Raw genomic sequence first — 25,321 nt, 5'->3', positions numbered from 1 at the left:
GAGCACGGGAGGGCGGGATGAGCACGCGGATCGCGACGGAGACCGGATCGCAGGCGCTTCGGGCGGCGGCATGGATGATGGGGGCCGTGGCGGCCTTCACCTCGATGGCCGTGGCGGGCCGTGCCGTGTCGTTCGAACTCGATACCTTCGAGATCATGGCCTACCGTTCGGTCATCGGGGCCGGCATCGTCGCCGCCACGCTCGGCCTGCGCGGTCGGTGGGGCATGGTCGGCCTGAGGCGGCCCGAGCTGCACCTTGCGCGCAACCTCGCGCATTTCACGGCCCAGAACCTGTGGTTCTACGCCATCATCTCCCTGCCCTTGGCACAGGTCTTCGCGCTCGAATTCACGGCCCCGCTCTGGGCACTGGTGCTGTCGCCCCTGCTGCTTGGCGAACGTCTGACCGGGCCGCGCGCTCTGGCCGCCCTTCTGGGCTTTGCAGGCATTCTGCTGGTCGCGCGCCCCGGTGCTGCTCCGATCTCGCCTGCCCTGCTTGCGGCCGCAGGCTGCGCCGTGGGCTTTGCCTTCACCTACATCCTGACCAAGAAGCTCACCGTGCAGGTGAGCACCGCCGAAATCCTGTGGTGGATGACGCTGAGCCAAGCTGTCTTCGGATTTGCCTGTGCCGCCCTCGACGGCGACATAGCCTTGCCCTCGGCCACCACCTTGCCGTGGATTGCCCTGATCGCGGCTGCGGGGTTGTCGGCGCATTTTTGCATCGCGAGCGCGCTGCGCCTCGCTCCGGCGACGCTGGTGATGCCCTTCGACTTTCTGCGCCTGCCGGTGATCGCGGTGGTCGGGTTTTTGGCCTACGGCGAGCCGATCGGGGTCTGGGTGGTGCTCGGGGCCGCGCTGATCCTTGCGGGCAACTACCTCAACCTGCGCGCGGGCACGGGCGGGCATGGGATGGCCCGTGCGGCGCGACGCTGACGCGACCAAAGCCATCGACGCGACCCTTTTGCCAGCCGATCCGCAGGCGTAAGAAGACCGCTCTAGGGATGAAAGGACCACCATGGATCGCACCACCCGTATCAACCGGACCATCGGCCAGGACATCGGGGCGAACGCGACCCAAGTCGCGGCCGCGATCAAGCTTCTCGACGAGGGTGCGACGGTCCCCTTCATCGCGCGCTACCGCAAGGAAGCCACGGGCGGGCTCGACGACGCGCAGCTGCGCACGCTTGCCGAACGGCTGACCTATCTGCGCGAGCTCGACGACCGGCGCGACGCGATCCTCAAGTCGATCCGCGAGCAGGACAAGCTTACCGAGGCGCTGGCCCGCGCGATCGACGCCGCCGAAACCAAGGTGCAGCTCGAAGACATCTACCTGCCCTACAAGCCCAAGCGCCGCACCAAGGCGATGATCGCACGCGAAAATGGGCTCGAACCCCTGCGCGACGCGATCATGGCGGATCGAAGCCGCGACCCAGAGACGCTCGCCAAGCCCTATGTGAACGAGACGGTGCCAGACGTGAAGGAGGCGCTGAACGGGGCGCGCGACATCCTCGTCGAAGAGCTGTCCGAGACCGCCGATCTGCTTGGCGACCTGCGGAGCTTCTTGCGCCGCGACGCCATCGTGACGGCCAAGGTCGTGCCCGGTCAGGAAGAGGCCGGGGCCAAGTTCTCCGACTATTTCAACCACTCCGAAAAATGGGCGGCCATGCCGTCGCACCGCGCCCTCGCACTGATGCGCGCGATGAAGGAAGGTGTCCTGAGGTTCGACATCGGCCCCGACAAGGAGGTCGGCGAGCCGCGCTGCGAAGCCATGGTCGCCGCGCGCCTGCAGCCCACGGGAAACGGTCCTGGCGACCGCTGGCTGCGCGATGTCGCAAGCTGGGCGTGGCGGGTGAAACTCTCGACCACCATGATGACCGAACTCGTGGCCGAATTGCGCGCCCGCGCCCACGAAGAGGCCACGAACGTCTTTGCGCGCAATCTCAAGGATCTCCTGCTGGCCGCCCCCGCCGGGGCCCGGCCTACCTTGGGCCTCGATCCGGGCATTCGCACCGGCGTGAAGGCCGCCGTGATCGACGCCACCGGCAAGGTTCTGGCCACCGACACGCTCTATCCCTTCCAGCCCCGCAAGGACGTGACTGGCGCGCAAGCAACGATCCTGCGGCTTATCAAGGCGCACGGGATCGAACTCATCGCGATCGGCAACGGCACCGCCTCGCGCGAGACCGAAAAGCTGGTCACCGACACGCTCGCCCTGCTGCCAAGTGACGTGAAAAAACCGACCAAGGTCATTGTCAGCGAAGCGGGGGCCTCGGTCTATTCCGCCTCAGAGTTGGCCTCCCGGGAGTTTCCAGATCTTGACGTGTCGCTGCGCGGGGCGGTGTCCATCGCCCGCCGTCTTCAGGACCCGCTCGCCGAACTCGTGAAGATCGAGCCCAAGAGCATCGGCGTCGGCCAATATCAGCACGACGTCGATCAGCGTCGCCTGTCGAAATCGCTCGAGGCGGTCGTCGAGGACGCCGTGAACGCGGTCGGGGTCGATCTCAACACCGCCTCCGCGCCGCTTTTGGCGCATGTCTCGGGTCTCACCCCGGGGCTGGCGGACTCGATCGTCGCGCATCGCGATCAGGCCGGGGCCTTCACCACGCGCAAGGACCTTCTGAAGGTCGCCCGTCTCGGCCCCCGCGCCTTCGAGCAATGCGCCGGTTTCTTGCGGATTCGCGACGGCCGCGAGCCGCTCGACGCCTCGGCGGTCCACCCCGAAGCCTACGGCGTGGCGCGGCGGATCGTGGCCGACTGTGGCCGCGATCTACGCGATCTTCAGGCCGATCCCAAGGTGCTGAAGGACGTGCGCGCCGAGGCCTATGTCGACGACCATTTCGGCCTTCCGACCGTGCGCGACATCCTTGCCGAACTGGAAAAACCCGGTCGCGACCCGCGCCCCACCTTCAAGACGGCGAGTTTCGCCGAAGGGATCGAGCAGATCGGCGACCTGCGCGAGGGCATGAAGCTCGAAGGTACGGTGACCAACGTCGCCGCCTTCGGGGCCTTCGTGGACATCGGCGTGCATCAGGACGGGCTCGTCCATGTGAGCCAGTTGGCGGATCGTTTCGTAAAAGACCCGCACGAGGTGGTGAAGGCGGGCGACGTGGTGCAGGTGCGCGTGACCGAGGTGGATGTGGCGCGCAAGCGCATCGGCCTGACGATGCGCAAGGACAGCCGCGTCTCGGCCAAGGAAGATCGCAACGCGCGCGGCGCTCAGCGGCAGGAGCCGCGGCAGGACGCTCCACGAAAGTCCGGGCCCCCGCCCCGCAAATCCGGCCCGAAGGGCGGATCGCCCAAGAGCGATGACCAGCCCGGCGCGTTCGGCTCGGCCCTGCTCGAGGCGATGAAGAAACGCTGATCCTCCGCCGCCGCCCGGGGTTCCGGGTGGCGGCGAAAACGGCCCTTGGCGTCTGATTGGCGAAAAATGCCTGCGAAACCAAAGGATATCCCGGCCGGACAGGTCTGCAAGGCATTCCGGCCCGGCCGCCGCCCGAATGCTTCGGCCTGCAATCGGCGATTGGCGCGGGCCTCAGCCCACGGCCTTGCGCCCTTCTTCGATCATTTCCTTCGCTTCCTCGCGATCTGCTTGGTCAGCTTCAGGCGCTTCCTGCTCCGCTTCGGCCCTCGGCTCGTACTGAAGCTCGACGAGAACTGGGAAGTGATCCGACCCGATGTTGAGAAGGCGCTTTAGCTCCACCGAGGTGAATGAGTTGTCGTGGAAGACATGATCGAGCGGCCACTTCAGGAGGAGATGACCGGCATGGAAGGTGCTGAACATGCCCCGACCGCGCTGCGGGTCCAAAGCGCCGCTCATCCGCTGGAACAGCTTGGTGGTTTGGGACCAGGCGACGTCGTCGAGATCGCCGGGCAAGCTGCCTTACGCTCGCTTCACTACCTTGGATTGCTCGACGACCTGCCGCTGTCGTTCGGGCGCTGCCGTAGATAACCTATCCCATACCGTCTCCATCTCAGAGGCGGATATCGTACTACCGCTTCCCGGGACCATACACCTAATGTGGGGCGACGTGCTTTGCAGAAGGAATGACCGGGCGCCTGGACGCCCGGCCCGCACATGAGGATCAGACCTCCACGACCACCTTGCCGATCGCCTGACCGCTTTGCAGCCGAGCATAGGCCTCGCCGACCTGCGTCAAAGCGAAGGTTTGTTCGTCCAGCAGCGGCTTCACTGCACCGGCATCGACCAGTTTGGAGAGCTTCGCGAGGATCTCACCATGAACTTCACGCCGGACGTCGTGCAGCATGGGCAGCAGCATGAAGACGATGTGCAGGGAGAGCCCCTTGAAGTGGGCGGGTGACAGGTCGATTTCCGACAGGGCGACCGTTGTGACCACATGGGCGTTCAGCGCCGCGGCCGCGAAGGAGTTCGTGAGGTTGGCCCCGCCGACCGTGTCGAAGATCGCGTCGAAGCCGGTTCCGCCGGTGTGGGCCGCGACGTAGTCCTCGATCTTTTCGGCCATGAAGTCGATGGGCCGGGCCTCGTAGCCTTCGATCACCGAAAGCTGGCTATCGCCGGTGCCCGTCGCGGAGACTTCGGCCCCGAGGTGACGCGCCAGTTGCACGGCGAGATGCCCGACGCCGCCCGCCCCGCCCTGCACGAGCACCTTCTGACCGGCGCCGACGCCCGCGCGCTCCAGCCCTTCCCAGGCCGTGATGCCGACCAGCGGCAAGGCAGCGGCCTCGCGCATCGACAGCGTCTTGGGCTTGGGCGCGATCAACCGGGCGTCGGCGGGGATGAACTCCGCCAGCGCGCCCTGAAGCGAGGCCAACCCGCCCGCGCAGCCATAGACCTCGTCGCCCACGGCATAGCCGGTCACGCCTTCACCGACCTCCTTGATGATGCCGGCGAAATCCATGCCCAGCACGGCCGGCAGATCAGGTGAGAGGGGCAGATCCTTGCCCATGGCCTTGATCATCGTGTCGATCGTGTTGACGCTTGTCGCCTTGACGCGGACGAGGACTTGGCCGGAGGCGGGCTGCGGGCGCGGCATGTCGGCCTCTTGGAAGGACGCCTCGGTGCCGTAGTCGTTCAGAGTCATGGCTTTCATCGGTATCTCCTGCCGAGTGTTGCGTTGGTCAGGAGATACGCGAACGGCACTAAGGATATAATCCACCCAGATCGGAGTTCAGTTTTCGGGAGCGGGATATAATCCTTTTGTCGGCAGCTCCCCGTCTTCAGCTGCCGCGACCTGTCTGCGCCTGTCTCGCGTCGAGAGTTTTGGGCCCGGCACCCTTTCGCAGGCGCAGGCGCAGGATCGGTCGTGCCGCCGCGCGCAGCGCTCCCACGAGGCCGCGATCTCTGCCCGGGCGTCTGGGGTGCCTACCGTCATTTCTCCTCCGCCGCGGATGTTAAGGCGGCCCTGCCGCGATCTCCAAACCTATTTTCAGCCGCGTCCTGCTTCGCCGGTGAGGTCGCGGATCGCCTCCATGACCGCGGTGACCTGGCTCTTGTCACTTGCCGCCGAGTGGGGCTGCGCGAAGCGGCCGCTGTCATTGTCGAAATAGCGGCCGGAGGCCTTGGCGAACTCGTCCGACAGCGCGGCGCGGTTCAGGATGTCGGCCCCGATCGACAGGTCGTTGCCCGCAACGCCGAAGCCCTCCTTGACCATTTTCGAGGCCAGCAGGGAGCCGGGGTTCACGGCGATGAAGGCCGGGCCGTCTGGATGGGCACGGGCCATCTCCTGCGTCCAGATCGTGAGGGCGAGCTTGCTCTGGGCGTAGGCGGCCATGTGATCGAGCGCATGCCTGCCGCGCAGGGCGTTCGTATCCACCGGCGCCTGGGCCGCCGAGGACAGGTTTACGACGCGTCCATCCTTCGGGATGATCGGCAGCAACCGCCGAGTCAGCAGATAGGGCGCGAGGGTGTTGACGACGAAGCGGGTGTCGAGCCCCTCGGGCGTCCGGGCCCGGGGGGTCTTGAGGACGCCCGCGTTGTTGATCAGCACGTCGATGCGGTCGTGGCGGCTCTGGATGTCTTCGGCAAGCGCCGCGACCTCGTCGAGGCGGGACAGGTCGGCACGGAACGTCTCGGGGGCACCGTCCACCTCCCGCGCGGCAGCTTCCAGCTTTTCGGCGCTGCGCCCGTGAAGCAGGATGGTGTGGCCTTGGGCGGCCAGCGTCTTTGCGGTCAGCAGGCCGATGCCGTCGGTCGCGCCGGTGATCAGGATCGTCTTGGTCATTGGTGTCTCCTCAGCTGTGAACGTCCGGCAGGATCTCGTCCGCCAGCCGCCGCATGGTGTCCTCGATTTCCGCGCCGTTGAACCGCAGGTTCAGGGCAACGTGGTTGATGCCGAGGTCGCGGATCTGCGTCAGGTAGCGCCGCAGGTGGTCCGTGCCCGACCGAAAGCCGAGATGGATCGGCTGGGGCGGCGCACCCGCCTGGCTGGCGAGATCCACGTAGAGCGATTGCATCACCGGTTTGTCGGGCAGACCGGCTTCGGCGATCCGGCGGCGATACTCGTCGACCACGCGGCCCTGCGTCGCCGCGTCGCGCGGATAGGTCATCCAGCCGTCGCCGTTCCGCGCGACCCAGTCGGGAGATTGCTGGCTGCCACCCGTGATCAGAAGCGGCAGGCGGCCGCTCGCGGGCTTGGGCAACATGTCGATTCCGCCCGACAGCGTTCCATGCGCTGTGTCGCGGCCCGGGTAATCCTCGGCCATCGCCCGGATGTAGCCCACGCTGTCGCGGAACCTCTCGCCACGATCCTCGAAGCTCATGTCGAGCGCCGGATATTCCTCCGGCCTGTCACCCGAGGCGACACCGAGCAGAAGGCGCCCGCCCGAAAGCACATCCGCGGAAGCGGCGGCCTTGGCCACATGGGCCGGGTGGCGCAGTGGCAGGACAATGCTGGCCACGCCGAGCGCAATGTCGTGGGTCAAGGCGGCCAGTGCCCCGAGATAGACGAAGGGATCGAAGACCTGCCCGGCATCTCCGAAGGAGGGCACGTTGAACGGCACGTCCCGCAGCCACAGCGCCGAGAAGCCGAGGCTGTCGGCCAGCCGCGCCCGCTCGATGTGACGCGCCATATCGGGGACGGCAGCATTCGGGTAGGCTTCGAGCGGAACGACCAGCCCGATGCTCATCCGTCCCGGTTTGAAGACGGTGTTGTAGGCGCGGTTCAGGCTCGGAAAGGCTGCGGGTCCGGTCTCGTCCAACACCTCAGGTCTCCTTGTTGCACAGCCTCAGAACCCGTCCAGAACCTGCTTGCCGATCACCCGGCCGCTTTCCTGCCGCAGATGCGCGGCGCGTAAGGCTTCAATGCTGAGCGGGCCCAGCCGCTCGGTCACCGTGGATTGCAACCTGCCCGCGTCGATCATCTCCGACACGCGGTTGAGCAGCTCCCGCTGGGCGCCGATATCCCCGGTCCCGAACATCGAGCGGGTGAACATGAACTCCCAGTGGATGCTCAATGCCTTGGGCTTCGCAGGCTTGATATCCAGCGCCTCGGGGTCGTCGATCAGCGCGATCTGGCCGCGCGGTGCGATCAGCTCGATGATTGCGGGCCAGTGCTGATCCGTCGCGGTCAGCGCGGCCACATAGCCAGGCGTCAGACCCAGCTCGGCCACCTGCGCCGCGAGATCGCCGCGGTGATCCACCACGTGATCGGCGCCCATCTCGCGCACCCAATCCTGCGTCTCGGGACGCGAGGCGGTCGCGATCACCGTGAGACCGGTCAGCGCCTTGGCGAGCTGGATCAGGATCGACCCCACGCCACCGGCCCCACCGATGACGAGCAGGGTCTGACCGGTGCCGCCCCCTTCGGTCAGGCGGAAGGACTCGAACAGCATCTCCCACGCCGTGATCGTGGTCAGCGGCAGGCCGGCGGCTTCGGCGAAATCGAGGCTGGCGGGCTTGCGCCCGACGATCCGTTCGTCGACCGCATGAAGCGCGGCATTCGTGCCGGCACGGGTGACGTCACCGGCATAGAAGACCTCGTCACCCACCGCGTAGCCCGTGACCTCGTCGCCGATTTCCACCACGACCCCGGCTGCATCGAAGCCCAAGATCCGCATACCGCCCTCGGGCTGCACTGCCGCGCGCAGCTTGACGTCCACCGGGTTGACCGAGACGCCCCTGACCTCGACCAGCAGGTCGCGCGGCCGCACCTCGGGCCGGTCCGCGTCGAATATCTCAAGAGTGTCCGCCGCGCCCGCTGCGCGATAGCCGATCGCCTTCATCTGTCATGTCCTTGATGACGTCATTCCGTTGTCCCCAAGATATCTCTTGCGATTTCCTGCGAAACCGGCAGTTTCCGGATTTGATTATTCGGAATTGGGATATAATCACCATGGACACCGACAACCTGCGTCTCTTCGTGATGGCGGCCGAACGGCTCAATATCTCCGCCGCAGGGCGCGAGCTGGGCCTCGCCCCCGCGGTCGCGAGCGCGCGTCTTGCCAAACTGGAGCAGGAGCTCGACGTGGAGCTTCTGCGCCGGACCACCCGCAAGGTGTCGCTGTCGCTGGAGGGGTCTGATTTCCTGCCCTATGCCCGCGAGATCCTTGCCCAAGCCGATGCGGCCCGGGCTGCCATGGGAGGCAGCGATGCCGGCCCGAAGGGCACGCTGCGCTTCGCAGCACCCAGCAGCTTCGCGCAGCTGCACATCATGCCGCTGCTGCCCGAGTTCCACGAGCTCTATCCCGATCTCACCCTCGACCTGCGCCTGTCCGACACGCGCTTCGACGCGATCGAGGGCAGCTTCGATCTGGCCCTGCGCAGCGGGCCGCTGAGCGACAGCAGCCTGAAGGGGCGCAAGCTCGCCGACGACACCCGGGTTCTTTGCGCGTCGCCGGCCTATCTCGAGGCGCACGGCACCCCGGCCACGCCGGCGGATCTGGCGGGCCACCAGCTCATCGCCTGGAGCAACCTCGAGCCACGGGAACTGGTGAATGCTGCCGGAGAGCAAGCCCTGCTCGACCCCGCCCGCATGAGCTGCCGGACCATCGTGGATGACGGCGATGCGCAGCGCGAAGCGACCCTTGCGGGAGCCGGGCTGTCGATGAACTCTCTGTGGAACGTCGCCCATGAACTGGCCGCGGGCCGGCTTGTCCGGGTTCTGCCGGAGTGGAAAATGAACGACCGCTCGGTGCTCTGGCTGGTCTATCCGCGCACCAACGTGCTAACCCCGAAAACCCGGATCTTCATGGACTTCCTGATCGCCCGCCTGTCGGGTCAGGTGGTATGGAGCGAATAAGCTGTCGCCTGTCGCGGAAGCTCCCAGAAAGTCGTCACCAATCTTCTGGCAACGGCGAATAGTTTTGACAGGTCTCGATGGGACAGATACCGAGGCCCGATGATCCGTTGCCATCAGACCTCGAGCTATTACCGCCGTCCCTGACGGCGGCTCGATGATGCGTGACGATCAGAGAAGCCGCCGCCCATGGGCGGCTCGATCAGTTCAGAGGCGTCCGGGCTTGGTTCCCCAAAGGAGACCGGAATGACCCTCGATGACCTCTGCCACCGCTACCTCGACGCCCTGAACACGGGCGATCTGGAGGGCGTGCGCGCCCTATTCACCTCCGACGCCGAGATCGTGTCGCCGCTCTACGGCGTCCGGCCCGCGCACGATTTCTATGCCGCGCTTTTCGCGGACACCTCCCGGTCGGAGACGACGCTCCTCAACGTCTTCGACAGATCGGCCGGGGGCCGGTCCGTCGCGCTGCATTTCCGCTACGTCTGGACCCTGGCCAGCGGCAAGGTCGTGGAGTTCGAATGCGTCGATGTCTTTGAGCTGGCCGAGGACCGGCAGCGCTTCGCCCGGATGACCATCATCTACGACACCGCGCCTCTGAGGGCCGACTTCGAGGCCTCCCGGAAGCACGTCTAAGCCCTACCATCGAAGCGGCCGTTCGCGCGAACCGCCGCTTCTTGCCCTTCTTCCAAAGGGCCCTTGCAGGTGCGGCGGATATTACACAGGTGCAGCGAAGGTCCGGAAGGTCCGCTCAGCGGGCCTTCCGGTGTTTGTCTTGCTGCGCTCATCCTGAACGGCAGCTTTGGGAAATATGCGCGGTGGAAGACCTCCCGGAGCCAATGGCTGGTCTCGGCAGGGATTTAACCATGCTACTTCAGGTCAGCTGCGACAAACGCGCCGATGTCACGCCTGCGGAGATGTCCTCCCACGTCGCGGTCAGTTCAGGCTCGAAGAGGACAAACGGCTTGTGGTTGGTTGTAACCACAATAGTGGCGCGATCATCAACGTGTCTGGTCCTTCGGTCCCACGATAACGGCATGCGCGACCAGCCGTCCTCCTCGGCTCAATCTCGGGATGCTGCCTATAGCGAGTCACGCCAGCCACAGCTGGTGGATTGGAAGCATGACCGCAGTACGACTACCTGCTCGACCCCTGCGACGGGCCTGTACGGGGTTTGTACCGAAAGCGAAACGCATTGGAGGTGCAAGCAGCTGCGCAAGCGCGCTTCGACGCTCAGCGCTGTCATAAAAAGCTTAATTTTAAGAGGGAAATTTGGTGCACCCGACAGGATTCGAACCTGTGGCCTCTGCCTTCGGAGGGCAGCGCTCTATCCAGCTGAGCTACGGGTGCCAATGGGCGTTCGATAGGCGAAACCGGGCGCGGGTGCAACGGCTTTTCGCCACCGCCCCCGCGTCAATTCCATCTCAGCCGAACAACTCGTGGCACAGCTCCAAGGCCTCGACGAGGCGGTCGACTTCGGCTTCGGTATTGTAGAGGCCGAAGGAGGCGCGGCAGGTGGCGCCGACGCCCAGATGCGTCATCAGCGGCATCGCGCAATGGGTGCCCGCGCGCACGGCGATACCTTTCTTGTCGAGCACGGTCGAGATGTCATGCGCATGCGCGCCGCCCTCGATGGTGAGCGAGAAAATCGCCCCCTTGCCCGCCGAAGTGCCCTGCACATTGAGCCAGTTCAGCCCCTTGAACCGCTCGATCGCCCGGTCTCGCAGACGGCGTTCGTGGGCGGCGATGTCATCCATGCCGAGGGCCATCATCCAGTCGAGTGCCACGCCCATGCCGATGGTCGACACGATCGACGGCGTACCCGCCTCGAACTTCATCGGGGCCACGTTGTAGGTGATCTCGTCGCGGCCGACATGATCGATCATGTCGCCGCCGCCCATGAAGGGACGCATCTCGGCCATGCGTTCCTTCTTCACGAAGATCGCGCCCGCCCCCGAGGGGCCATAGAGCTTGTGGCCGGTGATCGCGTAGAAGTCGCAGCCGATCTCCTGAACGTCGACGCGCTGGTGCACGGCGGCCTGGCTGCCATCGACCAGCACCGGCACGCCCTTGGCGCGCGCGCCGTCGCAGATCGCCTTCACGTCGACCACCGTGCCCAGCACGTTCGACATGTGGGTAACGGCGACGAGCTTGGTCTTCGGGCCGATCGCGTCGATCACCGCTTGCGGGTCGAGGTCGCCGTTGGCATCCGTCTCGACCCATTTGATCACCACGCCCTGCCGTTCGCGCAGGAAATGCCACGGCACGATGTTGGCGTGGTGCTCCATGATCGACAGCACGATCTCGTCGCCCGGCTCCATGCGCGGCATGGCCCAGCCATAGGCGACCATATTGATGCCCTCGGTCGTGCCGGTGTTGAGGATGATCTCCTCCTGGCTCGGTGCGCCAAGAAACTTGCGCACCACGTCGCGGGTGCCCTCGTATTTCTCGGTCGAGATGGTCGAGAGCGTGTGCAGGCCGCGGTGCACGTTTGAGTATTCCTCGGCATAGCCACGGGTGATCGCGTCGATCACCACCTGCGGCTTTTGCGCCGAGGCGCCGTTGTCGAGATAGACCAACGGCACGCCGTTGACCTTGCGCAACAGGATCGGGAATTGGGCCCGGACCTCGTCCACGTCATACATTGGGCAGTCCTCCCTGGGCGGTCAGCCCGGTGAGCGCCAGCAACAGCGCGAGCGCCGTGCCAATGGCGATGAAGGCAAGAAACAGCGCGACCATGGCGCGACCGATGCCGCGAAAGCCGTGCAGCACCTGAACGAAACGCGCGAGGCACCAGAACAGCCAGACCAGCCCCGCGAGGCCCACAAGCCCCGCAAGCGGCGGCAGCACGAGGATCAGCACCCCCTGCACCAGCCGCAGCGCCATGGCCAGCACCTCGAGCCAGACCACGAGCGCCAGCGCCGAGGCGAAGCGCCCGACGCCGCCCAGGATCCGCCCCGTCGCCGTCACCCCGCCCGCCAGCAACACCAGCGACACGCCCAAGAGCCCTGCGTAGCCGAAGGGTGACAGGCCAAAGGACGCGCCGGTGGCGTCCACCGGCATCATCGGCATCGCGCCCTGGATCAGCGCGGTAAGCACCACGCTCAGGCAGATGACGAGGATGAGCGCCTGCCATGTGGCGGCGGCGCCCGGAAAGCTGCCGAGCAGCCGCGCTGCGGCATCGCCGGGGGCGCGCAGGCTCAGGCGCAGAAGGTCTGTCAGATAGGTCCACATGGTTTCAGCCTTGATGCGCGACGGCAGCGCGCAGGCCCTGCGCCCAGAACCAGAAAAACGCCGCGATCCAGATCGCGCCCACGACATGCGCCGCAGGCCCCGGCCCGTTGAGCCCGGTCTGAAGCCCGTAAAGCAACCCCGCAGGCGTCGCCGCGAGAAACGCCCAGAACAGCGCGAGCCGCGCCGAATAGGCAGAGATGCGACGCTTTGCCATGCGCAGCACCAGCCAGCTCAGCCCCGCCACGGCATAGAACATCAGCGGCCAGAAGAAGATCCACGCCACCAGCTCATAGGCGACGAGCTTGGACAGCTCGTCGCCGGTTTCATGCGCCACCCGGGCCAGCCGCGGCCACTGCGCGACGAAGATCAGCCCGCAACCGGCCATCAGGAAGGCGATGGCCCGGTCCTCGCGCTGCCCTTGGTCGAGCAGGTCGGCCACGACCCGGCGCGGATGGCGCCAGGTCCTCAGAATGTCCGAGGACACCGCCATCTCAGCGGCGCCGCTCGAGCCAGCCCGCGAGCTGCGTGCGCAGCGTCTCGGCCAGATCCTCGTCCTCGATCTCGGCCAGCGCCTCGGCGACGAAGGCCAGAACCAGAAGGTCCTGCGCCTTGTCCTCGGGAATGCCGCGCGATTTCAGGTAGAACAGCGCCGTGTCGTCGATGGCGCCCGAAGTCGAGCCGTGGCTGCACTGCACGTCGTCGGCATAGATTTCCAACTCCGGCTTGGCGAGGAAGTTGGCGTCCTCATCGAGCAGCAGCGACTGGCTGATCTGGTAACCGTCGGTCTTCTGCGCGCCGGGCTGCACGAGGATCTTGCCCTGAAACACGCCGGTGGCACCGTTGCGCAGCACCTTCTTGAACACCTGACGGCTTTCGCAATTTACCGCGTCATGGGTCACGAAGACCGTGTCGTCATGGTGGAAGTCGCGACCGTCACCGAGGGCGGCACCAGCCACATGCGCGATGGCATCGTCACCCTTTAGCGTGATGATGACCTCGTTGCGGGTCATCACGCCATTGAGCGTGAGGGTGAAGCTCTTGAAGGTGCTCTCGGTCCCGAGCCGCGCAAAGACATGCGTGGCGGCGCGGCGCTCATGGTCGCGGCCCTGCATGCGCACGTGGTGGAACGCGCCGTTGTCGGCGATGTCCACTTCCATGCCGGTGTTGAGGCGCGCGGCGCCTACGCCGCTTTCGAGCAGCGTCAGCTCGGCACCGTCCTCGACACGCACCATGTGGCGCAGCACCGCTTCGGCGTTGTCCGCTTGGCGGCGATACTCGACATGCACGGGCTTCGACACCTTGGCGGTCGCGCGCAGCACGAGGCCGTCTTCGGCGAATGCGGTGTTGAGCGTCGCGAGAGGACGGTCGACACGGTCCTGCCCTGCGATCTCAAGAACGCCGAGCAAACCCTTGATCCAATGGATGTCCTTGGTCACGGCATCGGCGAAACGCTCGATTTCGAGGCCCTCTTGGGCGAGATCGTCGGAGGCCTCGGCATCGAACACGCCGTCGGTGAAGACGACCCGTAGAACCTCGGTATCCTCGAAGCCCGGCGCGTCGAGAGCGATCTCGGCACGGGGTGTTTCGGCGGTAAGAAACTCCGCCGGGTTGGTGAAGCGCCAGTATTCGTCGCGGCGATGCGGCATCCCCATGGCAGTCAGGCGGTTCAGCGCGTCACGCCGTGCCTCGACAGCCCAGTTCGCGCCGCCCTCGGGGATCTGCATCCCCGACAGACGCGCCTCGGTGGCGTCGGTTTTCGCTTTCAGAAGAGCCATCAGGAAACCTCGGACATCAGGTCGGCGTAGCCGTTCTTCTCGACCTCGAGCGCGAGCTCGGGACCGCCGGTCTTGATGATGCGACCGTTGGCCATGATGTGCACGACATCGGGAACGATGTGGTCGAGCAGGCGCTGGTAGTGCGTGATCACGAGGAACGAGCGGCCCTCGCTGCGCAGCGCGTTCACGCCGTCGGAGACGAGCTTCATCGCGTCGACGTCGAGGCCGGAATCCGTCTCATCGAGGATGCACATCTTCGGCTCGAGAACCGCCATCTGCAGGATCTCGTTACGCTTCTTTTCACCGCCCGAGAAGCCGACGTTGACGGGACGCTTGAGCATCTCGGCGTCGATCTTCAGATCCTTGGCTTTCTCACGCACCAGCTTGAGGAATTCGGCGGCCGAAACCTCGTCCTCGCCGCGGGCCTTGCGCTGCGCATTGTAGGCAGTGCGCAGGAAGGTCATGTTGCCGACGCCGGGGATTTCGACCGGGTACTGGAACGCAAGGAAGAGACCGGCGGCGGCGCGCTCTTCGGGCTCCATGTCGAGCAGGTCCACGCCTTCGAGCGAGGCCGAGCCTTCGGTGACCTCGTAGCCGTCGCGACCCGACAGCACGTAGGACAGCGTCGATTTGCCCGAGCCGTTCGGCCCCATGATCGCATGCACCTGACCGGGGCCGACTTCGAGGTCGACGCCTTTCAGGATCTGCTTGTCTTCTTCTTCAAGTTTGACCTTCAGGCCGCTGATCTTAAGCATATTTTCTCCTTCCGCATTACTTTCTGCGGGTGAATGTCTCTAGGATCCAGGTCAGATCGGCTGACGGGATCGGTTTGGGGTCGAGGGCGAACTCGGCCATGCGGCCATGCATCGCCACCGGGGCACCGTAGCGTTCGACCTCGTGATAGATCGGACGCTCGGCATAATCGTCGAAGAACAGCCGCACCGGGCGGGTGATCCGGAACAGCGTGGTCAGAAAGCACGCTGCGCGAAACCGCCCGTCGACCAGCACCACGTCGGGATGGACGAAATCGTCCCGGTCCCAGACGGTCGTCGGGTAGCGGTGAAACCGCCGCCACGTCGACGCCTCGTCCGCCGGCTGGCCCCACTTGCCCGTGGGGCCGATATCGCCGTGGTGCAGATGCACTCGGGCCTCCGGCGGGCTGGCCTCGAACCAGCGGGTCAGCTCCGCGATGTAGGCGCGGTCGCTTTCGACGGCAAAGACGGTCCGGCCCGGCAGCAGCGCCGCCATCGCGGTCGAACCGCCCGAGCCGTACTCCAGAATCGTGGTCGCACCCTCGTAGGCCGCGCCAAGAGCGCGCGCCTCCGCCTCGGGAAAGGCGAATTCCGGGGGCGCAACCTGATCCATCAGCCGACCGAGCCTTCGAGCGAGATCGCCACGAGGCTCTGGGCCTCCATCGCGAACTCCATCGGCAGCGCCTGCAGCACCTCCTTGCAGAAGCCGTTGACCACGAGAGCCACCGCCTCCTCTTCGTCCATGCCGCGCTGGCGGCAGTAGAACAGCTGCTCGTCATCAACCTTCGAAGTGGTCGCTTCGTGCTCGACGCGGGACGAGTTGTTCTTGACCTCGATGTAGGGGACGGTGTGCGCCCCGCACTTGTCGCCGATCAGAAGGCTGTCGCACTGGGTGTAGTTGCGGCTTTCCTTGGCCTTGGGATGCATCGAGACGAGGCCGCGATAGGTGTTCTGCGCCTGACCGGCCGAGATGCCCTTGGAGACGATGCGCGACTTGGTGCGCTTGCCCAGATGGACCATCTTGGTGCCGGTGTCCGCCTGCTGGTGGTTGTTGGCGATGGCGATCGAGTAGAACTCGCCCTGGCTGTCGTCGCCGCGCAGGATGCAGCTGGGGTATTTCCAAGTGACGGCGGAACCGGTTTCCACTTGGGTCCACATCACCTTGGCCCGGTCACCCCGGCAATCGGCGCGCTTGGTGACAAAGTTGTAGATGCCGCCATTGCCGTTCTCGTCGCCCGGATACCAGTTCTGGACGGTGGAGTATTTCACCTCGGCGTCTTCCTCGACGATGATCTCCACCACGGCCGCGTGCAGCTGTGCGGTATCGCGCTTAGGCGCGGTGCAGCCTTCGAGGTAGCTCACGTAGGAGCCCTTGTCGGCGATGATCAGCGTCCGCTCGAACTGGCCGGTGTTTTCGGCATTGATGCGGAAATAGGTCGAGAGCTCCATCGGGCAGCGCACGCCCGGCGGCACGTAGACGAAGGAGCCATCCGAAAAGACGGCCGAGTTCAGCGTCGCATAAAAGTTGTCGGACTGCGGCACCACGGTGCCGAGATACTTCTTCACCAGTTCGGGATGCTCGCGGATCGCCTCGGAGATCGAGCAGAAGATCACGCCCGCCTTCTTCAGCTCGGCCTGAAAGGTCGTGCCGACCGAAACGCTGTCGAACACGGCATCCACGGCGACCCTGCGCTCACCATCGGCGGGCATGGTCTCGGCGCCTTCGACACCGGCAAGGATCATCTGTTCCTTGAGCGGAATGCCGAGCTTCTTGTAGGTTTCCAAGAGCTTGGGATCGACCTCGTCGAGCGATTTCGGCTTTACCTCCATGCTCTTGGGGCGGGCATAGTAGAAGATGTCCTGGAAATCGATCTTGGGATAGTTGACCATTGCCCAGTTCGGCTCGTCGAGCTGCTCCCAACGGGCGAAGGCCTGCAGACGCCATTCGGTCATCCACTCGGGCTCTTCGTTCTTGTCCGAGATCAGCTGTACGATGTCGGTGTTCACGCCGCGGGGGGCGTAATCCATCTCGATCTCGGTGTTCCAGCCGTGCTTGTAGGCGCCCGACAGCTTCGCCACGGCATCGACCGTATCCTGGTCGACGCCTTCCTTGGCTTCGTTGGTCATGTCCTTTTCGAGGATCGCCATGACGGTCTCCTTTTGTCACTCACGCCGCGCGGGCGCGCATTTTCCTGTAGGCCGCGCCCCAGGCATCCGCGAAACGCAGCACCTGTTCTTCGGTCGTCTCTACTCCAAGCGAGACGCGGATCGCGGATTGCGCGACATCGCTCTCGTATCCCATGGCGGTCAGCACCCGACTGGCGCGGACCTTGCCGCTCGAACAGGCGGACCCGGCCGAGATCGCGATGCCGGCGAGATCCATCGCCATCACCTGCGTCTCGCCCTTCCAGCCCGTTGCGGCAAAGCAGCTCGTGTTGGGCAGGCGCGTAGCACCCCTGCCCGCAAAGATAAGATCGGAGGCGGCGTTTTCCACCGCCTGCTCCAGCAGGTCGCGCAGAGTTTCCACTCCTGACCAGACACCCTGTTCGAGGTCGCGCTGCGCCGCCTTGGCCGCCGCCGCCATACCGGCGATGCCGATGACGTTCTCGGTCCCCGCACGGCGGCCCATCTCCTGTCCGCCGCCCCGGATGCGCGCGGCAAGATCGGTGCCACGCTTGAGGATCAGCACGCCCACGCCCTTGGGCCCGCCGAACTTGTGGGCCGAGAGGATCGCCATGTCGAGGCCGGACCAGTCGAATGCGAAAGGCACGCGCCCGAAGCCTTGAGTGATGTCCGATAGCGCGAGACCCGAGGGCAGCGACTGAACGACGCCGGTCTCAGAATTAGCCAGTTGCAACACCGCACGGCCCGGATGGGCCACGTTCACCCGGCCTTGCCTGTCCACCGGCAGCGCGTCGGACACCCATGCCGCGACGGCATCGTGTTCGACCGCCGCGCCGTCGAGCCCGCGTCCTTCGAGCGCCAGCGACGCCGCCTCCGTGGCGCCGGAAACGAAAACCACGTCGGCCGAGGCCGCCCCCGCCGCTTCGGCAATCTCGGCGCGGGCACGCTCGACGATGGCCTTGGCGGCGCGGCCTTCGGCGTGGACCGAGGACGGGTTGCCGGTGATCTCCATGGCCGCGATCATCGCGTCGCGCGCCTCTACGCGCAGCGGCGCGGTTGCGTTGTGATCGAGATAGATGCGGCTCATTCGTCCACCACGTGAAAGAGCGTCGGCACGGCGGGACACGGGGCAAGCCCGTTGCCGGTCACGTCCGAGAGCCGCGTCTGGTGCAAGAACACATAGACATGCGCCGAAAGCCCCTCCCACAGCCGATTGGTGAGAGATTGCGCGCGGCTGCCAGAGGCGCCGCCCGAGACGCCCGCCCCCTTGTGCATGGCGCTCACCGTCTCGTCGACGGCTCCGAGGATTTCGGCCACGCGGATGTCGGAAGGCGAGCGCGCAAGACGGTAGCCGCCGCCCGGACCGCGCACGCTATCGACCAGACCGTCACGGCGCAGCTTCACGAAAAGCTGTTCGAGATAGGGCAAGGAGATGTCCTGACGCTTGGATATCTCACCCAGCGTGACCAAAGTGCCCGGCGGCTGCAGCGCGAGATCGGCCAGCGCCACCATGGCATAACGCCCCTTGGTCGACAGCTTCATAGCTCTCCCGCTCCGTTCAAACGCCCGCACCGGGCCATTGTGATTGACGCCGATGGGGGGTCTGGTTAACTCCCCTACAGCCGCTCCGATGCAACCGCTCTCGGAGTTAGAACCGTTCTAAGGTGTCTGATGGTTTCTGTCAAGAAACTGTCATACGCACCGCAGCCGCAAGGGACCTCCATGCCCGAAGTCATCTTCCCCGGTCCCGAAGGCCGGCTCGAAGGCCGCTACCACCCGCAGAAGGACCGCGATGCGCCGATCGCCATCGTGCTGCATCCGCATCCGCAGTTTGGCGGCACGATGAACAACCGTGTCGTCTACAACCTGCACTACGCCTTCTACGAGATGGGCTTTACGGTGCTGCGCTTCAACTTCCGGGGCGTCGGCCGCAGTCAGGGCGAATACGATCAGGGCATCGGCGAGCTTAGCGATGCGGCCTCGGCGCTCGATTACCTGCAATCGATGAACAACAACGCCAAGCATTGCTGGGTCGCGGGCTTCTCGTTCGGCGCGTGGATCGGCATGCAATTGCTGATGCGCCGCCCCGAGATCACCGGCTTCATCTCGGTGGCGCCGCTGGCCAACATGTATGATTTCTCGTTCCTCGCCCCCTGCCCCTCGTCCGGCCTGATCATCAACGGCTCGGCCGACCGGGTGGCCCCGCCTGCCGATACGGTGGGTCTCGTGAACAAGCTGCACGACCAAAAGGGCATCACCATCACCCACGAGGTGGTCGATGGCGCCGGGCACTTCTTCGAAGACCCGCACATGGACACGCTCATCGGCTCGGTGAAGGGTTATGTCGGCCGCCGCCTGACCGAGAACACCCGCTGATGGGCATCACCGAGGATCTCGCCGACGCGCTGGCCCGCGACGTCATCGCAGCGGCTGAAAAGCTCGGCGATGACGAGGTGATCTCCGAGGTGTCCGAAGCGCTCGGCGCGTCGTCGACGACGACGCAGGAGGCGTTCCTGACAATGGTACGGGTGCGTCTGGCCGAACAACGCGCGCGGCGGCTTCTCGACGAGAGGCTGCGACAGGGGCGCCCGTCGTGAGCCGTCTCGACGCGCAGCTGGCCTTTCTCGCGGAGGCCGACCGGCTGAAATCGGTGCTGCGCGCCACGTCTCTTCATGACCGCTCGCGCCGTGAGAACTCGGCCGAGCACAGCTGGCACGTGATGCTGCACGCGCTGGTGCTTTCCGAGCACGCGGTGCGCCCCGTCGACACCACTCGCGTGCTGACGATGCTCTTGCTGCATGATCTCGTGGAAATCGATGCAGGCGACACGCCCATTCACGGCGATCACGACCCCGCCGAGCAGGAGGCCAAGGAACAGGCCGCCGCCGACCGCATTTTCGGCCTGCTCCCTGACGATCAACGCGAAACCATGCGCGCCATCTGGGAAGAGTTCGAGGCCGCCGAGACCGACGACGCGATCTTTGCGAAATCCATCGACCGCGTGCAGCCGGTATTGTCGAATCTCGCCACCGACGGCGGCACTTGGCCCGAATACAACGTCACGCCCGACCAGCTCGAATCCCGCGTCGGCGTAAAGGTCACGCGCGGCGCACCCGCCGTGTGGTCCGGTCTGCGATCCCGCATCGACGCATGGTTTTCCGCAAGCTGACCATAGCGCCGACCTCGGCAACTTTACTCTGAAAATACTCGGATCCGGCCGCAGAACTCAGGCGCGCGGCGTCACATCGCGCGGTATCGCGGCCTCGGTCTCCAGATGCTCGCGCAGGATCGCCGCGTTGCGCAGGTTGGCCTTGAACCCAAAGTCCACCAAATCGCCGACCAGCGGGATCGAGCCCACGACGTAATCGACGCCGGTGTTCAGCGCCATGCGCCCGATCTTGCGGCGCGGCACGCCGAGCTGGTGGGCGCGCCAGACCAGCCACGCCGAAGGGGCCAGCGAGATCGTATCGCCGATGCCCGGGATCAGCCCGAGCAGGCTGTCATAGCCAAAGCGAAAGCCGAACAACTTGAAACGCGCGTCGAGCAGATGCGCCATGCGATCGAGCTTGGCCAGTTCCTCGGCGTGGCGGATGGATCCGTTGGTGTCTTTCGGCATGATCGGGCTCCTTTAGGCCCACAACCCGCGAAACCTCGCGAAGTTCGACCGTATACGAGTGTATGCCGTCTTCCAAACCGGCGCGAGACGCGCTATGCCCCGCGACGAGACAGCATAACCAACGCGGAGGCCCCCGTGACCAAGATCAAAGTCGAAAATCCGGTCGTCGAGCTCGACGGCGACGAGATGACCCGGATCATCTGGGACTTCATCAAGCAGAAACTGATCCTGCCCTATCTCGACATCGACCTGAAGTACTACGACCTCGGCATCGAGGCGCGTGACGAGACCGACGACCAGATCACGGTCGACGCGGCCCACGCGATCCAGAAATACGGCGTCGGCGTCAAATGTGCGACGATCACCCCTGACGAAGCCCGCGTCGAGGAGTTCGGCCTCAAGCGGATGTACCGCTCGCCCAACGGCACGATCCGCAACATCCTCGGCGGCGTCATCTTCCGCGAGCCGATCATCTGCCGCAACGTGCCGCGCCTCGTGCCGGGCTGGACCCAGCCGATCGTCGTCGGCCGTCACGCCTTCGGCGACCAGTACCGCGCCACCGACTTCCGCTTCCCCGGCAAGGGCAAGCTGACGATCAAGTTCGTCGGCGAAGACGGCGAGACCATCGAGAAGGAGGTGTTCGACGCGCCCTCCTCCGGCGTCACCATGGCGATGTACAACCTCGACGATTCGATCCGCGACTTTGCCCGCGCCTCGATGAACTACGGCCTCGCCCGCGGCTGGCCCGTGTATCTCTCGACCAAGAACACGATCCTCAAGGCTTATGACGGCCGCTTCAAGGATCTGTTCCAGGAGGTGTTCGACGCCGAGTTCGCCGAAGACTTCAAGAAAGCCGGCATCACCTACGAGCATCGCCTGATCGACGACATGGTCGCCGCGGCGATGAAGTGGTCGGGCGGCTACGTCTGGGCCTGCAAGAACTACGACGGCGACGTGCAGTCCGACACCGTGGCGCAGGGCTTCGGCTCGCTTGGCCTGATGACCTCGCAGCTGATGACCCCGGACGGCAAGATCGTCGAAGCCGAAGCCGCGCATGGCACCGTGACGCGTCACTTCCGTCAGCACCAGAAGGGCGAGGCCACCTCGACCAACTCGATCGCCTCGATCTACGCCTGGACCGGCGGTCTGAAGCACCGTGCCAAGCTCGACGGCAACGAACAGCTGATGACCTTCGCCGACACGCTCGAGAAGGTCACCGTGCGGGCGGTCGAAGATGGTCACATGACCAAGGACCTCGCGCTGCTCGTCGGACCGGATCAGAAGTGGCTCACCACCATGGGCTTCCTCGAGAAGATCGACGAATACCTCAACAAGTCGCTCGCCTGAGCGGCATGCGCTTCAAGCGCAAATTGATCCTGTTGGCGGCGGTCCTGATCGGGGCCGCCGTCCTCGTCTCCGCCGCCCGGGACTTTCTCGGCGGTGAGCGCCTGCCCGTGGCAGATGAGTGCATCTCGGCGGTGCGCACCAACCGCTGCGATATGGACCTCGTGGTGCATGCGGGTGACGCGGCCACCGGGCGCCGGATCTGGCTGCGGCCCGATCAGGCGCTGCCGCGCGATGCGCAATCGCCCTTTCACGCCTGCGAACTGCCGAACCTGCCCACGCAGCTGCCGCATCGGTTCATCCCCGGCGCGCGGGTCTGGGGCTGCGAGCTGCCGCCACGCCTGCGCGGCGACTGAGCCCACTGGACAGGTCAGCAACTCTGCCCTATGTGGAGGAGATGCGCAGCGTGTCCACCCCCACCCGCCATTCCATCGTCGAGGACCTCCAAGGCCTCGGCATCGGCGTCTTTGCCTGCTCGATCGGCCTGCACATCCTGACGCAGGTCGGGTTGATCACCGGGCAGACCGCGGGCATCGCGGTGATCATCTCCTATCTGACCGACTGGTCCTTTGGCGCGGTTTTCTTCGCGATCAACCTGCCGTTCTACTGGCTGGCCTGGGTGCGCTTGGGGCCCGAGTTCACGCTGAAATCGATCATTTCGGTGACGCTGCTCTCGGCCCTGACCGAGTTCCTGCCCGAGCACTTCGAGATCATGCGCCTCGATCCGTGGCTCGGTGCCGTGGCCTTCGGCGTGCTCACCGGCCTCGGGCTTTTGGGCGTGTTTCGCCACAACGGCAGCCTCGGGGGCTTGGGCATCGTCGCATTGCTCGTTCAGGATCGCCTCGGCTTTCGCGCGGGCTATGTGCAGCTGGGGGCTGATGCGGTGATCTTCACCACGGCCCTGATGCTGTTCGACACGACCACCGTTCTGTGGTCGCTTCTGGGCGCGGTGATCCTCAACACGGTGATCGCGTTCAACCACCGCCGCGACCGCTACATCGCCACCTGAGGGGCTGCCCATGCCTTGGATCGTCCTGTTATTCGCCATCGCCAGCGAAACCGTCGCCACGACGGCGCTGCACGCCAGCCAGCAATTCACCCGCCCCGGCGCGTCCGTGGTCGCGGTGCTGGGCTATTGTCTGTCCTTCTACCTGCTGTCGCTTGCGCTCGAAGCGATCCCCGTGGGCATCGCCTATGCGATCTGGGCGGGTTTGGGCATCGTGCTCATCGCCGCGATCGGCTGGACCCTGTTCGGGCAGAAGCTCGACACGGCGGCGGTGATCGGCATGTCGCTGATCCTGTCGGGCATCGTGGTGATCAATGTCTTCTCCGGCGCCAACCCGCACTAGGCGCATCCCTGCCATGACGCCGCGATGCGGCGACAAGGCTGGCCAACCGCGCTTTTTTGGTGTAGAGGCGCGCTGACCCCTGAAAGAGTGAATTGAATGGAAATCCGCAACATCGCGATCATCGCGCACGTTGACCATGGCAAGACGACGCTGGTGGACGAGCTCCTGAAACAGTCCGGCGCCTTCCGCGAGAACCAAGCCGTCTCCGAGCGCGCCATGGACAGCAACGACATCGAGCGCGAGCGCGGGATCACCATCCTCGCCAAGGCGACCTCTGTCGAATGGGGCAATACCCGCATCAACATCGTCGACACCCCCGGTCACGCCGATTTCGGCGGTGAGGTGGAGCGGATCCTGTCGATGGTCGATGGCGTGGTTCTCCTCGTCGACGCCGCCGAAGGCCCGATGCCCCAGACTAAGTTCGTGACCTCCAAGGCGCTGGCCCTCGGCCTGAAGCCGATCGTGGTCCTGAACAAGGTCGACAAGCAGGACGCCGAGCCCGACCGCGCGCTCGACGAATGCTTCGATCTCTTCGCCAACCTCGGCGCCGACGATCAGCAGCTCGACTTCCCGACCATGTACGCCTCCGGCCGCTCCGGCTGGGCCGACATGGAACTCGACGGCCCGCGCAAAGACCTCAAGGCCCTGTTCGACCTGATTGTGAACCACGTCGAGGCCCCCAAGCAGCAGGCCGCCAAGGGCGAGCCGTTCCGCATGCTGGCGACCACGCTGTCGGCCGACCCGTTCCTGGGCCGGATCCTGACCGGCCGCGTCGAGAGCGGCACGCTGCGGGCCAACGAGACCGTCAAGGCGCTGTCGCGCAATGGCGACAAGATCGAGCAGTTCCGCGTCTCCAAGATCCTCGCGTTCCGCGGCCTTGGCCAGCAGCCGATCGAGGTCGCCGAAGCCGGTGACATCGTGACCCTCGCGGGCATGTCCAAGGCCACCGTGGCCGATACGATCTGCGACCTTTCGGTCGAGGATGCGATCCCCGCACAGCCGATCGATCCGCCGACCATCACCGTGACCTTCGGCATCAACGACAGCCCGCTGGCTGGCCGCGACGGCAAGAAAGTGCAGTCCCGCGTGATCCGCGAGCGCCTGCACAAGGAAGCCGAATCGAACGTCGCGATCCGCATCGACGACACCCCCGGCGGCGAGGCCTTCGAGGTGTCCGGTCGCGGCGAACTTCAGATGGGCGTGCTGATCGAGAACATGCGCCGCGAGGGCTTCGAGCTGTCGATCTCGCGTCCGCAGGTGATCTTCAAGCACGAGGACGGCGTCCGCATGGAGCCGGTCGAGGAAGTCACCATCGACGTCGATGACGAGTACACCGGCGCGGTCGTCGAAAAGCTCACCGGTGCCCGCAAGGGCGAACTGGCCGAGATGAAGCCCGCAGGCGCCGGCAAGACCCGGATCATCGCCTACGTGCCCTCGCGCGGCCTGATCGGCTATCACGGCGAATTCCTGACCGACACGCGCGGCTCGGGCGTTCTCAACCGCATCTTCCACGGCTGGACCCCGCACAAGGGTCCGATCCAGGGCCGTCGTCAGGGCGTGCTGATCTCGATGGAGAACGGCACCGCGGTGGCTTACGCGCTGTGGAACCTCGAAGATCGCGGCAAGATGTTCATCCACCCGCAGGCGCCGGTCTACGAGGGCATGATCATCGGCGAGCACAGCCGTGACAACGATCTCGAAGTGAACCCGCTCAAGGGCAAGAAGCTGACCAACGTGCGGGCCTCGGGCACCGACGAAGCGGTCCGCCTGACGCCTCCCGTCGAGCTGAGCCTCGAGCAGGCGATCGCCTATATCGACGACGACGAGCTGGTCGAAGTGACCCCGCTTGCCGTGCGCATGCGCAAGCGGTTCCTCGACCCGCACGAGCGCAAGCGTCAGGCGCGCGCGAGCTGATCGAC

The 25,321-nt window shown here is 65.4% G+C and carries 27 protein-coding genes and 1 tRNA gene; 12 read left to right on the top strand and 16 right to left on the bottom strand.

Annotation, left to right across the window (positions count from 1 at the left end; genetic code table 11):
- Nucleotides 1-17: 17 nt before the first annotated feature.
- Entirely contained in the window at nucleotides 18-929 is a 912-nt protein-coding gene (locus AADJ02_RS14245) for a DMT family transporter (protein ID WP_341213680.1), read from the top strand.
- Nucleotides 930-1,011: 82 nt separating this feature from the next.
- Nucleotides 1,012-3,357 (top strand): Tex family protein, encoded by a 2,346-nt coding sequence (locus AADJ02_RS14240; protein ID WP_341213679.1) that lies wholly within the window; start codon nucleotides 1,012-1,014, stop codon nucleotides 3,355-3,357.
- Between the two features lie 171 nt (nucleotides 3,358-3,528).
- On the opposite strand, the gene AADJ02_RS14235 is transcribed toward AADJ02_RS14240, so the two are convergent.
- From AADJ02_RS14235 to AADJ02_RS14215, 5 genes are all read right to left on the bottom strand, one after another.
- Nucleotides 3,529-3,870, bottom strand: a complete 342-nt coding sequence (locus AADJ02_RS14235) for a hypothetical protein (protein WP_341213678.1) — start codon at nucleotides 3,868-3,870, stop codon at nucleotides 3,529-3,531.
- A gap of 208 nt (nucleotides 3,871-4,078) precedes the next feature.
- Complete coding sequence (locus AADJ02_RS14230; protein WP_341213677.1) at nucleotides 4,079-5,065, bottom strand: zinc-dependent alcohol dehydrogenase family protein; 987 nt, start codon at nucleotides 5,063-5,065, stop codon at nucleotides 4,079-4,081.
- Between the two features lie 336 nt (nucleotides 5,066-5,401).
- Nucleotides 5,402-6,196: an SDR family NAD(P)-dependent oxidoreductase gene (locus AADJ02_RS14225; protein ID WP_341213676.1), complete on the bottom strand. Its 795-nt coding sequence runs from the start codon at nucleotides 6,194-6,196 to the stop codon at nucleotides 5,402-5,404.
- Between the two features lie 10 nt (nucleotides 6,197-6,206).
- Nucleotides 6,207-7,175: an LLM class oxidoreductase gene (locus AADJ02_RS14220; RefSeq protein WP_341213675.1), complete on the bottom strand. Its 969-nt coding sequence runs from the start codon at nucleotides 7,173-7,175 to the stop codon at nucleotides 6,207-6,209.
- A 24-nt stretch (nucleotides 7,176-7,199) separates the two neighbouring features.
- Entirely contained in the window at nucleotides 7,200-8,195 is a 996-nt protein-coding gene (locus AADJ02_RS14215) for a zinc-binding alcohol dehydrogenase family protein (protein WP_341213674.1), read from the bottom strand.
- 110 nt (nucleotides 8,196-8,305) lie between these two features.
- Between AADJ02_RS14215 and AADJ02_RS14210 the strand changes: the two genes are divergently transcribed.
- Together AADJ02_RS14210 and AADJ02_RS14205 are read left to right on the top strand one after the other, a co-directional pair.
- Nucleotides 8,306-9,211, top strand: a complete 906-nt coding sequence (locus AADJ02_RS14210; RefSeq protein WP_341213699.1) for a LysR family transcriptional regulator — start codon at nucleotides 8,306-8,308, stop codon at nucleotides 9,209-9,211.
- A 243-nt stretch (nucleotides 9,212-9,454) separates the two neighbouring features.
- Nucleotides 9,455-9,844, top strand: a complete 390-nt coding sequence (locus tag AADJ02_RS14205) for a nuclear transport factor 2 family protein (RefSeq protein ID WP_341213673.1) — start codon at nucleotides 9,455-9,457, stop codon at nucleotides 9,842-9,844.
- Between the two features lie 637 nt (nucleotides 9,845-10,481).
- Here AADJ02_RS14205 and AADJ02_RS14200 read toward each other — a convergent pair.
- The 10 genes from AADJ02_RS14200 to AADJ02_RS14155 all read right to left on the bottom strand — a co-directional run bounded on the left by AADJ02_RS14200 (nucleotide 10,482) and on the right by AADJ02_RS14155 (nucleotide 18,635).
- A tRNA-Arg gene (locus tag AADJ02_RS14200) sits at nucleotides 10,482-10,558 on the bottom strand.
- Nucleotides 10,559-10,632: 74 nt separating this feature from the next.
- Nucleotides 10,633-11,853, bottom strand: a complete 1,221-nt coding sequence (locus AADJ02_RS14195) for a cysteine desulfurase (protein ID WP_341213672.1) — start codon at nucleotides 11,851-11,853, stop codon at nucleotides 10,633-10,635.
- Nucleotides 11,846-12,442: a YIP1 family protein gene (locus AADJ02_RS14190; RefSeq protein WP_341213671.1), complete on the bottom strand. Its 597-nt coding sequence runs from the start codon at nucleotides 12,440-12,442 to the stop codon at nucleotides 11,846-11,848. The genes AADJ02_RS14195 and AADJ02_RS14190 overlap by 8 nt, the downstream gene beginning before the upstream one ends.
- Before the next feature lie 4 nt (nucleotides 12,443-12,446).
- Nucleotides 12,447-12,932 (bottom strand): hypothetical protein, encoded by a 486-nt coding sequence (locus tag AADJ02_RS14185; protein ID WP_341213670.1) that lies wholly within the window; start codon nucleotides 12,930-12,932, stop codon nucleotides 12,447-12,449.
- 1 nt (nucleotide 12,933) lies between these two features.
- On the bottom strand, nucleotides 12,934-14,217 hold the full coding sequence (gene sufD, locus AADJ02_RS14180; RefSeq protein WP_341213669.1) for a Fe-S cluster assembly protein SufD: 1,284 nt from the start codon (nucleotides 14,215-14,217) through the stop codon (nucleotides 12,934-12,936).
- Nucleotides 14,217-14,972 (bottom strand): Fe-S cluster assembly ATPase SufC, encoded by a 756-nt coding sequence (sufC, locus tag AADJ02_RS14175; protein ID WP_341213668.1) that lies wholly within the window; start codon nucleotides 14,970-14,972, stop codon nucleotides 14,217-14,219. Before sufC ends, sufD begins: the two co-directional genes overlap by 1 nt.
- Nucleotides 14,973-14,988: 16 nt before the next feature.
- Nucleotides 14,989-15,582, bottom strand: coding sequence for a hypothetical protein (locus AADJ02_RS14170; protein WP_341213667.1), 594 nt, complete (start codon nucleotides 15,580-15,582; stop codon nucleotides 14,989-14,991).
- Nucleotides 15,582-17,117, bottom strand: coding sequence for a Fe-S cluster assembly protein SufB (gene sufB, locus AADJ02_RS14165; protein WP_341213666.1), 1,536 nt, complete (start codon nucleotides 17,115-17,117; stop codon nucleotides 15,582-15,584). The genes AADJ02_RS14170 and sufB overlap by 1 nt, the downstream gene beginning before the upstream one ends.
- Nucleotides 17,118-17,136: 19 nt before the next feature.
- Nucleotides 17,137-18,180: an aminotransferase class V-fold PLP-dependent enzyme gene (locus tag AADJ02_RS14160; RefSeq protein ID WP_341213665.1), complete on the bottom strand. Its 1,044-nt coding sequence runs from the start codon at nucleotides 18,178-18,180 to the stop codon at nucleotides 17,137-17,139.
- A complete protein-coding gene (locus AADJ02_RS14155) occupies nucleotides 18,177-18,635 on the bottom strand; it encodes an Rrf2 family transcriptional regulator (RefSeq protein WP_341213664.1) in 459 nt (152 codons plus the stop codon). Before AADJ02_RS14155 ends, AADJ02_RS14160 begins: the two co-directional genes overlap by 4 nt.
- Nucleotides 18,636-18,815: 180 nt before the next feature.
- On the opposite strand from AADJ02_RS14155, the gene AADJ02_RS14150 reads away from it, so the two are divergent.
- The 3 genes from AADJ02_RS14150 to AADJ02_RS14140 are packed head-to-tail and all read left to right on the top strand — an operon-like array spanning nucleotide 18,816 to nucleotide 20,262.
- Nucleotides 18,816-19,469 carry an alpha/beta hydrolase gene (locus AADJ02_RS14150; protein ID WP_341213663.1) on the top strand — a complete coding sequence of 218 codons (654 nt, stop codon included), beginning with the start codon at nucleotides 18,816-18,818 and terminating at the stop codon, nucleotides 19,467-19,469.
- Complete coding sequence (locus AADJ02_RS14145) at nucleotides 19,469-19,690, top strand: hypothetical protein (protein WP_341213662.1); 222 nt, start codon at nucleotides 19,469-19,471, stop codon at nucleotides 19,688-19,690. The genes AADJ02_RS14150 and AADJ02_RS14145 overlap by 1 nt, the downstream gene beginning before the upstream one ends.
- On the top strand, nucleotides 19,687-20,262 hold the full coding sequence (locus AADJ02_RS14140) for an HD domain-containing protein (RefSeq protein WP_341213661.1): 576 nt from the start codon (nucleotides 19,687-19,689) through the stop codon (nucleotides 20,260-20,262). Before AADJ02_RS14145 ends, AADJ02_RS14140 begins: the two co-directional genes overlap by 4 nt.
- A 57-nt stretch (nucleotides 20,263-20,319) precedes the next feature.
- Here the strand turns inward: AADJ02_RS14140 and AADJ02_RS14135 are convergent, their stop codons facing one another.
- Entirely contained in the window at nucleotides 20,320-20,709 is a 390-nt protein-coding gene (locus AADJ02_RS14135; RefSeq protein WP_341213660.1) for a DUF4112 domain-containing protein, read from the bottom strand.
- Between the two features lie 135 nt (nucleotides 20,710-20,844).
- Between AADJ02_RS14135 and AADJ02_RS14130 the strand changes: the two genes are divergently transcribed.
- The 5 genes from AADJ02_RS14130 (at nucleotide 20,845) to typA (ending at nucleotide 25,316) form a co-directional block, all read left to right on the top strand.
- Entirely contained in the window at nucleotides 20,845-22,056 is a 1,212-nt protein-coding gene (locus AADJ02_RS14130) for an NADP-dependent isocitrate dehydrogenase (RefSeq protein WP_341213659.1), read from the top strand.
- Between the two features lie 5 nt (nucleotides 22,057-22,061).
- Nucleotides 22,062-22,409, top strand: a complete 348-nt coding sequence (locus AADJ02_RS14125) for a hypothetical protein (protein ID WP_341213658.1) — start codon at nucleotides 22,062-22,064, stop codon at nucleotides 22,407-22,409.
- Between the two features lie 41 nt (nucleotides 22,410-22,450).
- On the top strand, nucleotides 22,451-23,062 hold the full coding sequence (locus AADJ02_RS14120; protein WP_341213657.1) for a YitT family protein: 612 nt from the start codon (nucleotides 22,451-22,453) through the stop codon (nucleotides 23,060-23,062).
- Nucleotides 23,063-23,072: 10 nt separating this feature from the next.
- Nucleotides 23,073-23,402: a multidrug efflux SMR transporter gene (locus AADJ02_RS14115; RefSeq protein WP_341213656.1), complete on the top strand. Its 330-nt coding sequence runs from the start codon at nucleotides 23,073-23,075 to the stop codon at nucleotides 23,400-23,402.
- 96 nt (nucleotides 23,403-23,498) lie between these two features.
- Nucleotides 23,499-25,316, top strand: a complete 1,818-nt coding sequence (gene typA, locus AADJ02_RS14110) for a translational GTPase TypA (protein WP_341213655.1) — start codon at nucleotides 23,499-23,501, stop codon at nucleotides 25,314-25,316.
- Nucleotides 25,317-25,321 lie beyond the last annotated feature (5 nt).

The organism is uncultured Limimaricola sp. (assembly GCF_964022235.1).
In the GTDB taxonomy this organism is placed as follows: Bacteria; Pseudomonadota; Alphaproteobacteria; order Rhodobacterales; family Rhodobacteraceae; genus Limimaricola.
This window is presented reverse-complemented; position numbering and strand designations above follow the sequence as displayed.

Coding starts and splice junctions, on each gene's coding strand:
- AADJ02_RS14135 (WP_341213660.1), bottom strand. CDS start 20,709: ATGCCGAAAGACACCAACGGATCCATCCGCCACGCCGAGGAACTGGCC.
- AADJ02_RS14160 (WP_341213665.1), bottom strand. CDS start 18,180: ATGAGCCGCATCTATCTCGATCACAACGCAACCGCGCCGCTGCGCGTA.
- AADJ02_RS14145 (WP_341213662.1), top strand. CDS start 19,469: ATGGGCATCACCGAGGATCTCGCCGACGCGCTGGCCCGCGACGTCATC.
- AADJ02_RS14190 (WP_341213671.1), bottom strand. CDS start 12,442: ATGTGGACCTATCTGACAGACCTTCTGCGCCTGAGCCTGCGCGCCCCC.
- typA (WP_341213655.1), top strand. CDS start 23,499: ATGGAAATCCGCAACATCGCGATCATCGCGCACGTTGACCATGGCAAG.
- AADJ02_RS14195 (WP_341213672.1), bottom strand. CDS start 11,853: ATGTATGACGTGGACGAGGTCCGGGCCCAATTCCCGATCCTGTTGCGC.
- AADJ02_RS14210 (WP_341213699.1), top strand. CDS start 8,306: ATGGACACCGACAACCTGCGTCTCTTCGTGATGGCGGCCGAACGGCTC.
- AADJ02_RS14215 (WP_341213674.1), bottom strand. CDS start 8,195: ATGAAGGCGATCGGCTATCGCGCAGCGGGCGCGGCGGACACTCTTGAG.
- AADJ02_RS14225 (WP_341213676.1), bottom strand. CDS start 6,196: ATGACCAAGACGATCCTGATCACCGGCGCGACCGACGGCATCGGCCTG.
- AADJ02_RS14115 (WP_341213656.1), top strand. CDS start 23,073: ATGCCTTGGATCGTCCTGTTATTCGCCATCGCCAGCGAAACCGTCGCC.
- AADJ02_RS14240 (WP_341213679.1), top strand. CDS start 1,012: ATGGATCGCACCACCCGTATCAACCGGACCATCGGCCAGGACATCGGG.
- AADJ02_RS14150 (WP_341213663.1), top strand. CDS start 18,816: ATGCCCGAAGTCATCTTCCCCGGTCCCGAAGGCCGGCTCGAAGGCCGC.
- AADJ02_RS14125 (WP_341213658.1), top strand. CDS start 22,062: ATGCGCTTCAAGCGCAAATTGATCCTGTTGGCGGCGGTCCTGATCGGG.
- AADJ02_RS14155 (WP_341213664.1), bottom strand. CDS start 18,635: ATGAAGCTGTCGACCAAGGGGCGTTATGCCATGGTGGCGCTGGCCGAT.
- sufB (WP_341213666.1), bottom strand. CDS start 17,117: ATGGCGATCCTCGAAAAGGACATGACCAACGAAGCCAAGGAAGGCGTC.
- sufC (WP_341213668.1), bottom strand. CDS start 14,972: ATGCTTAAGATCAGCGGCCTGAAGGTCAAACTTGAAGAAGAAGACAAG.
- sufD (WP_341213669.1), bottom strand. CDS start 14,217: ATGGCTCTTCTGAAAGCGAAAACCGACGCCACCGAGGCGCGTCTGTCG.
- AADJ02_RS14170 (WP_341213667.1), bottom strand. CDS start 15,582: ATGGATCAGGTTGCGCCCCCGGAATTCGCCTTTCCCGAGGCGGAGGCG.
- AADJ02_RS14185 (WP_341213670.1), bottom strand. CDS start 12,932: ATGGCGGTGTCCTCGGACATTCTGAGGACCTGGCGCCATCCGCGCCGG.
- AADJ02_RS14120 (WP_341213657.1), top strand. CDS start 22,451: ATGCGCAGCGTGTCCACCCCCACCCGCCATTCCATCGTCGAGGACCTC.
- AADJ02_RS14205 (WP_341213673.1), top strand. CDS start 9,455: ATGACCCTCGATGACCTCTGCCACCGCTACCTCGACGCCCTGAACACG.
- AADJ02_RS14245 (WP_341213680.1), top strand. CDS start 18: ATGAGCACGCGGATCGCGACGGAGACCGGATCGCAGGCGCTTCGGGCG.
- AADJ02_RS14230 (WP_341213677.1), bottom strand. CDS start 5,065: ATGAAAGCCATGACTCTGAACGACTACGGCACCGAGGCGTCCTTCCAA.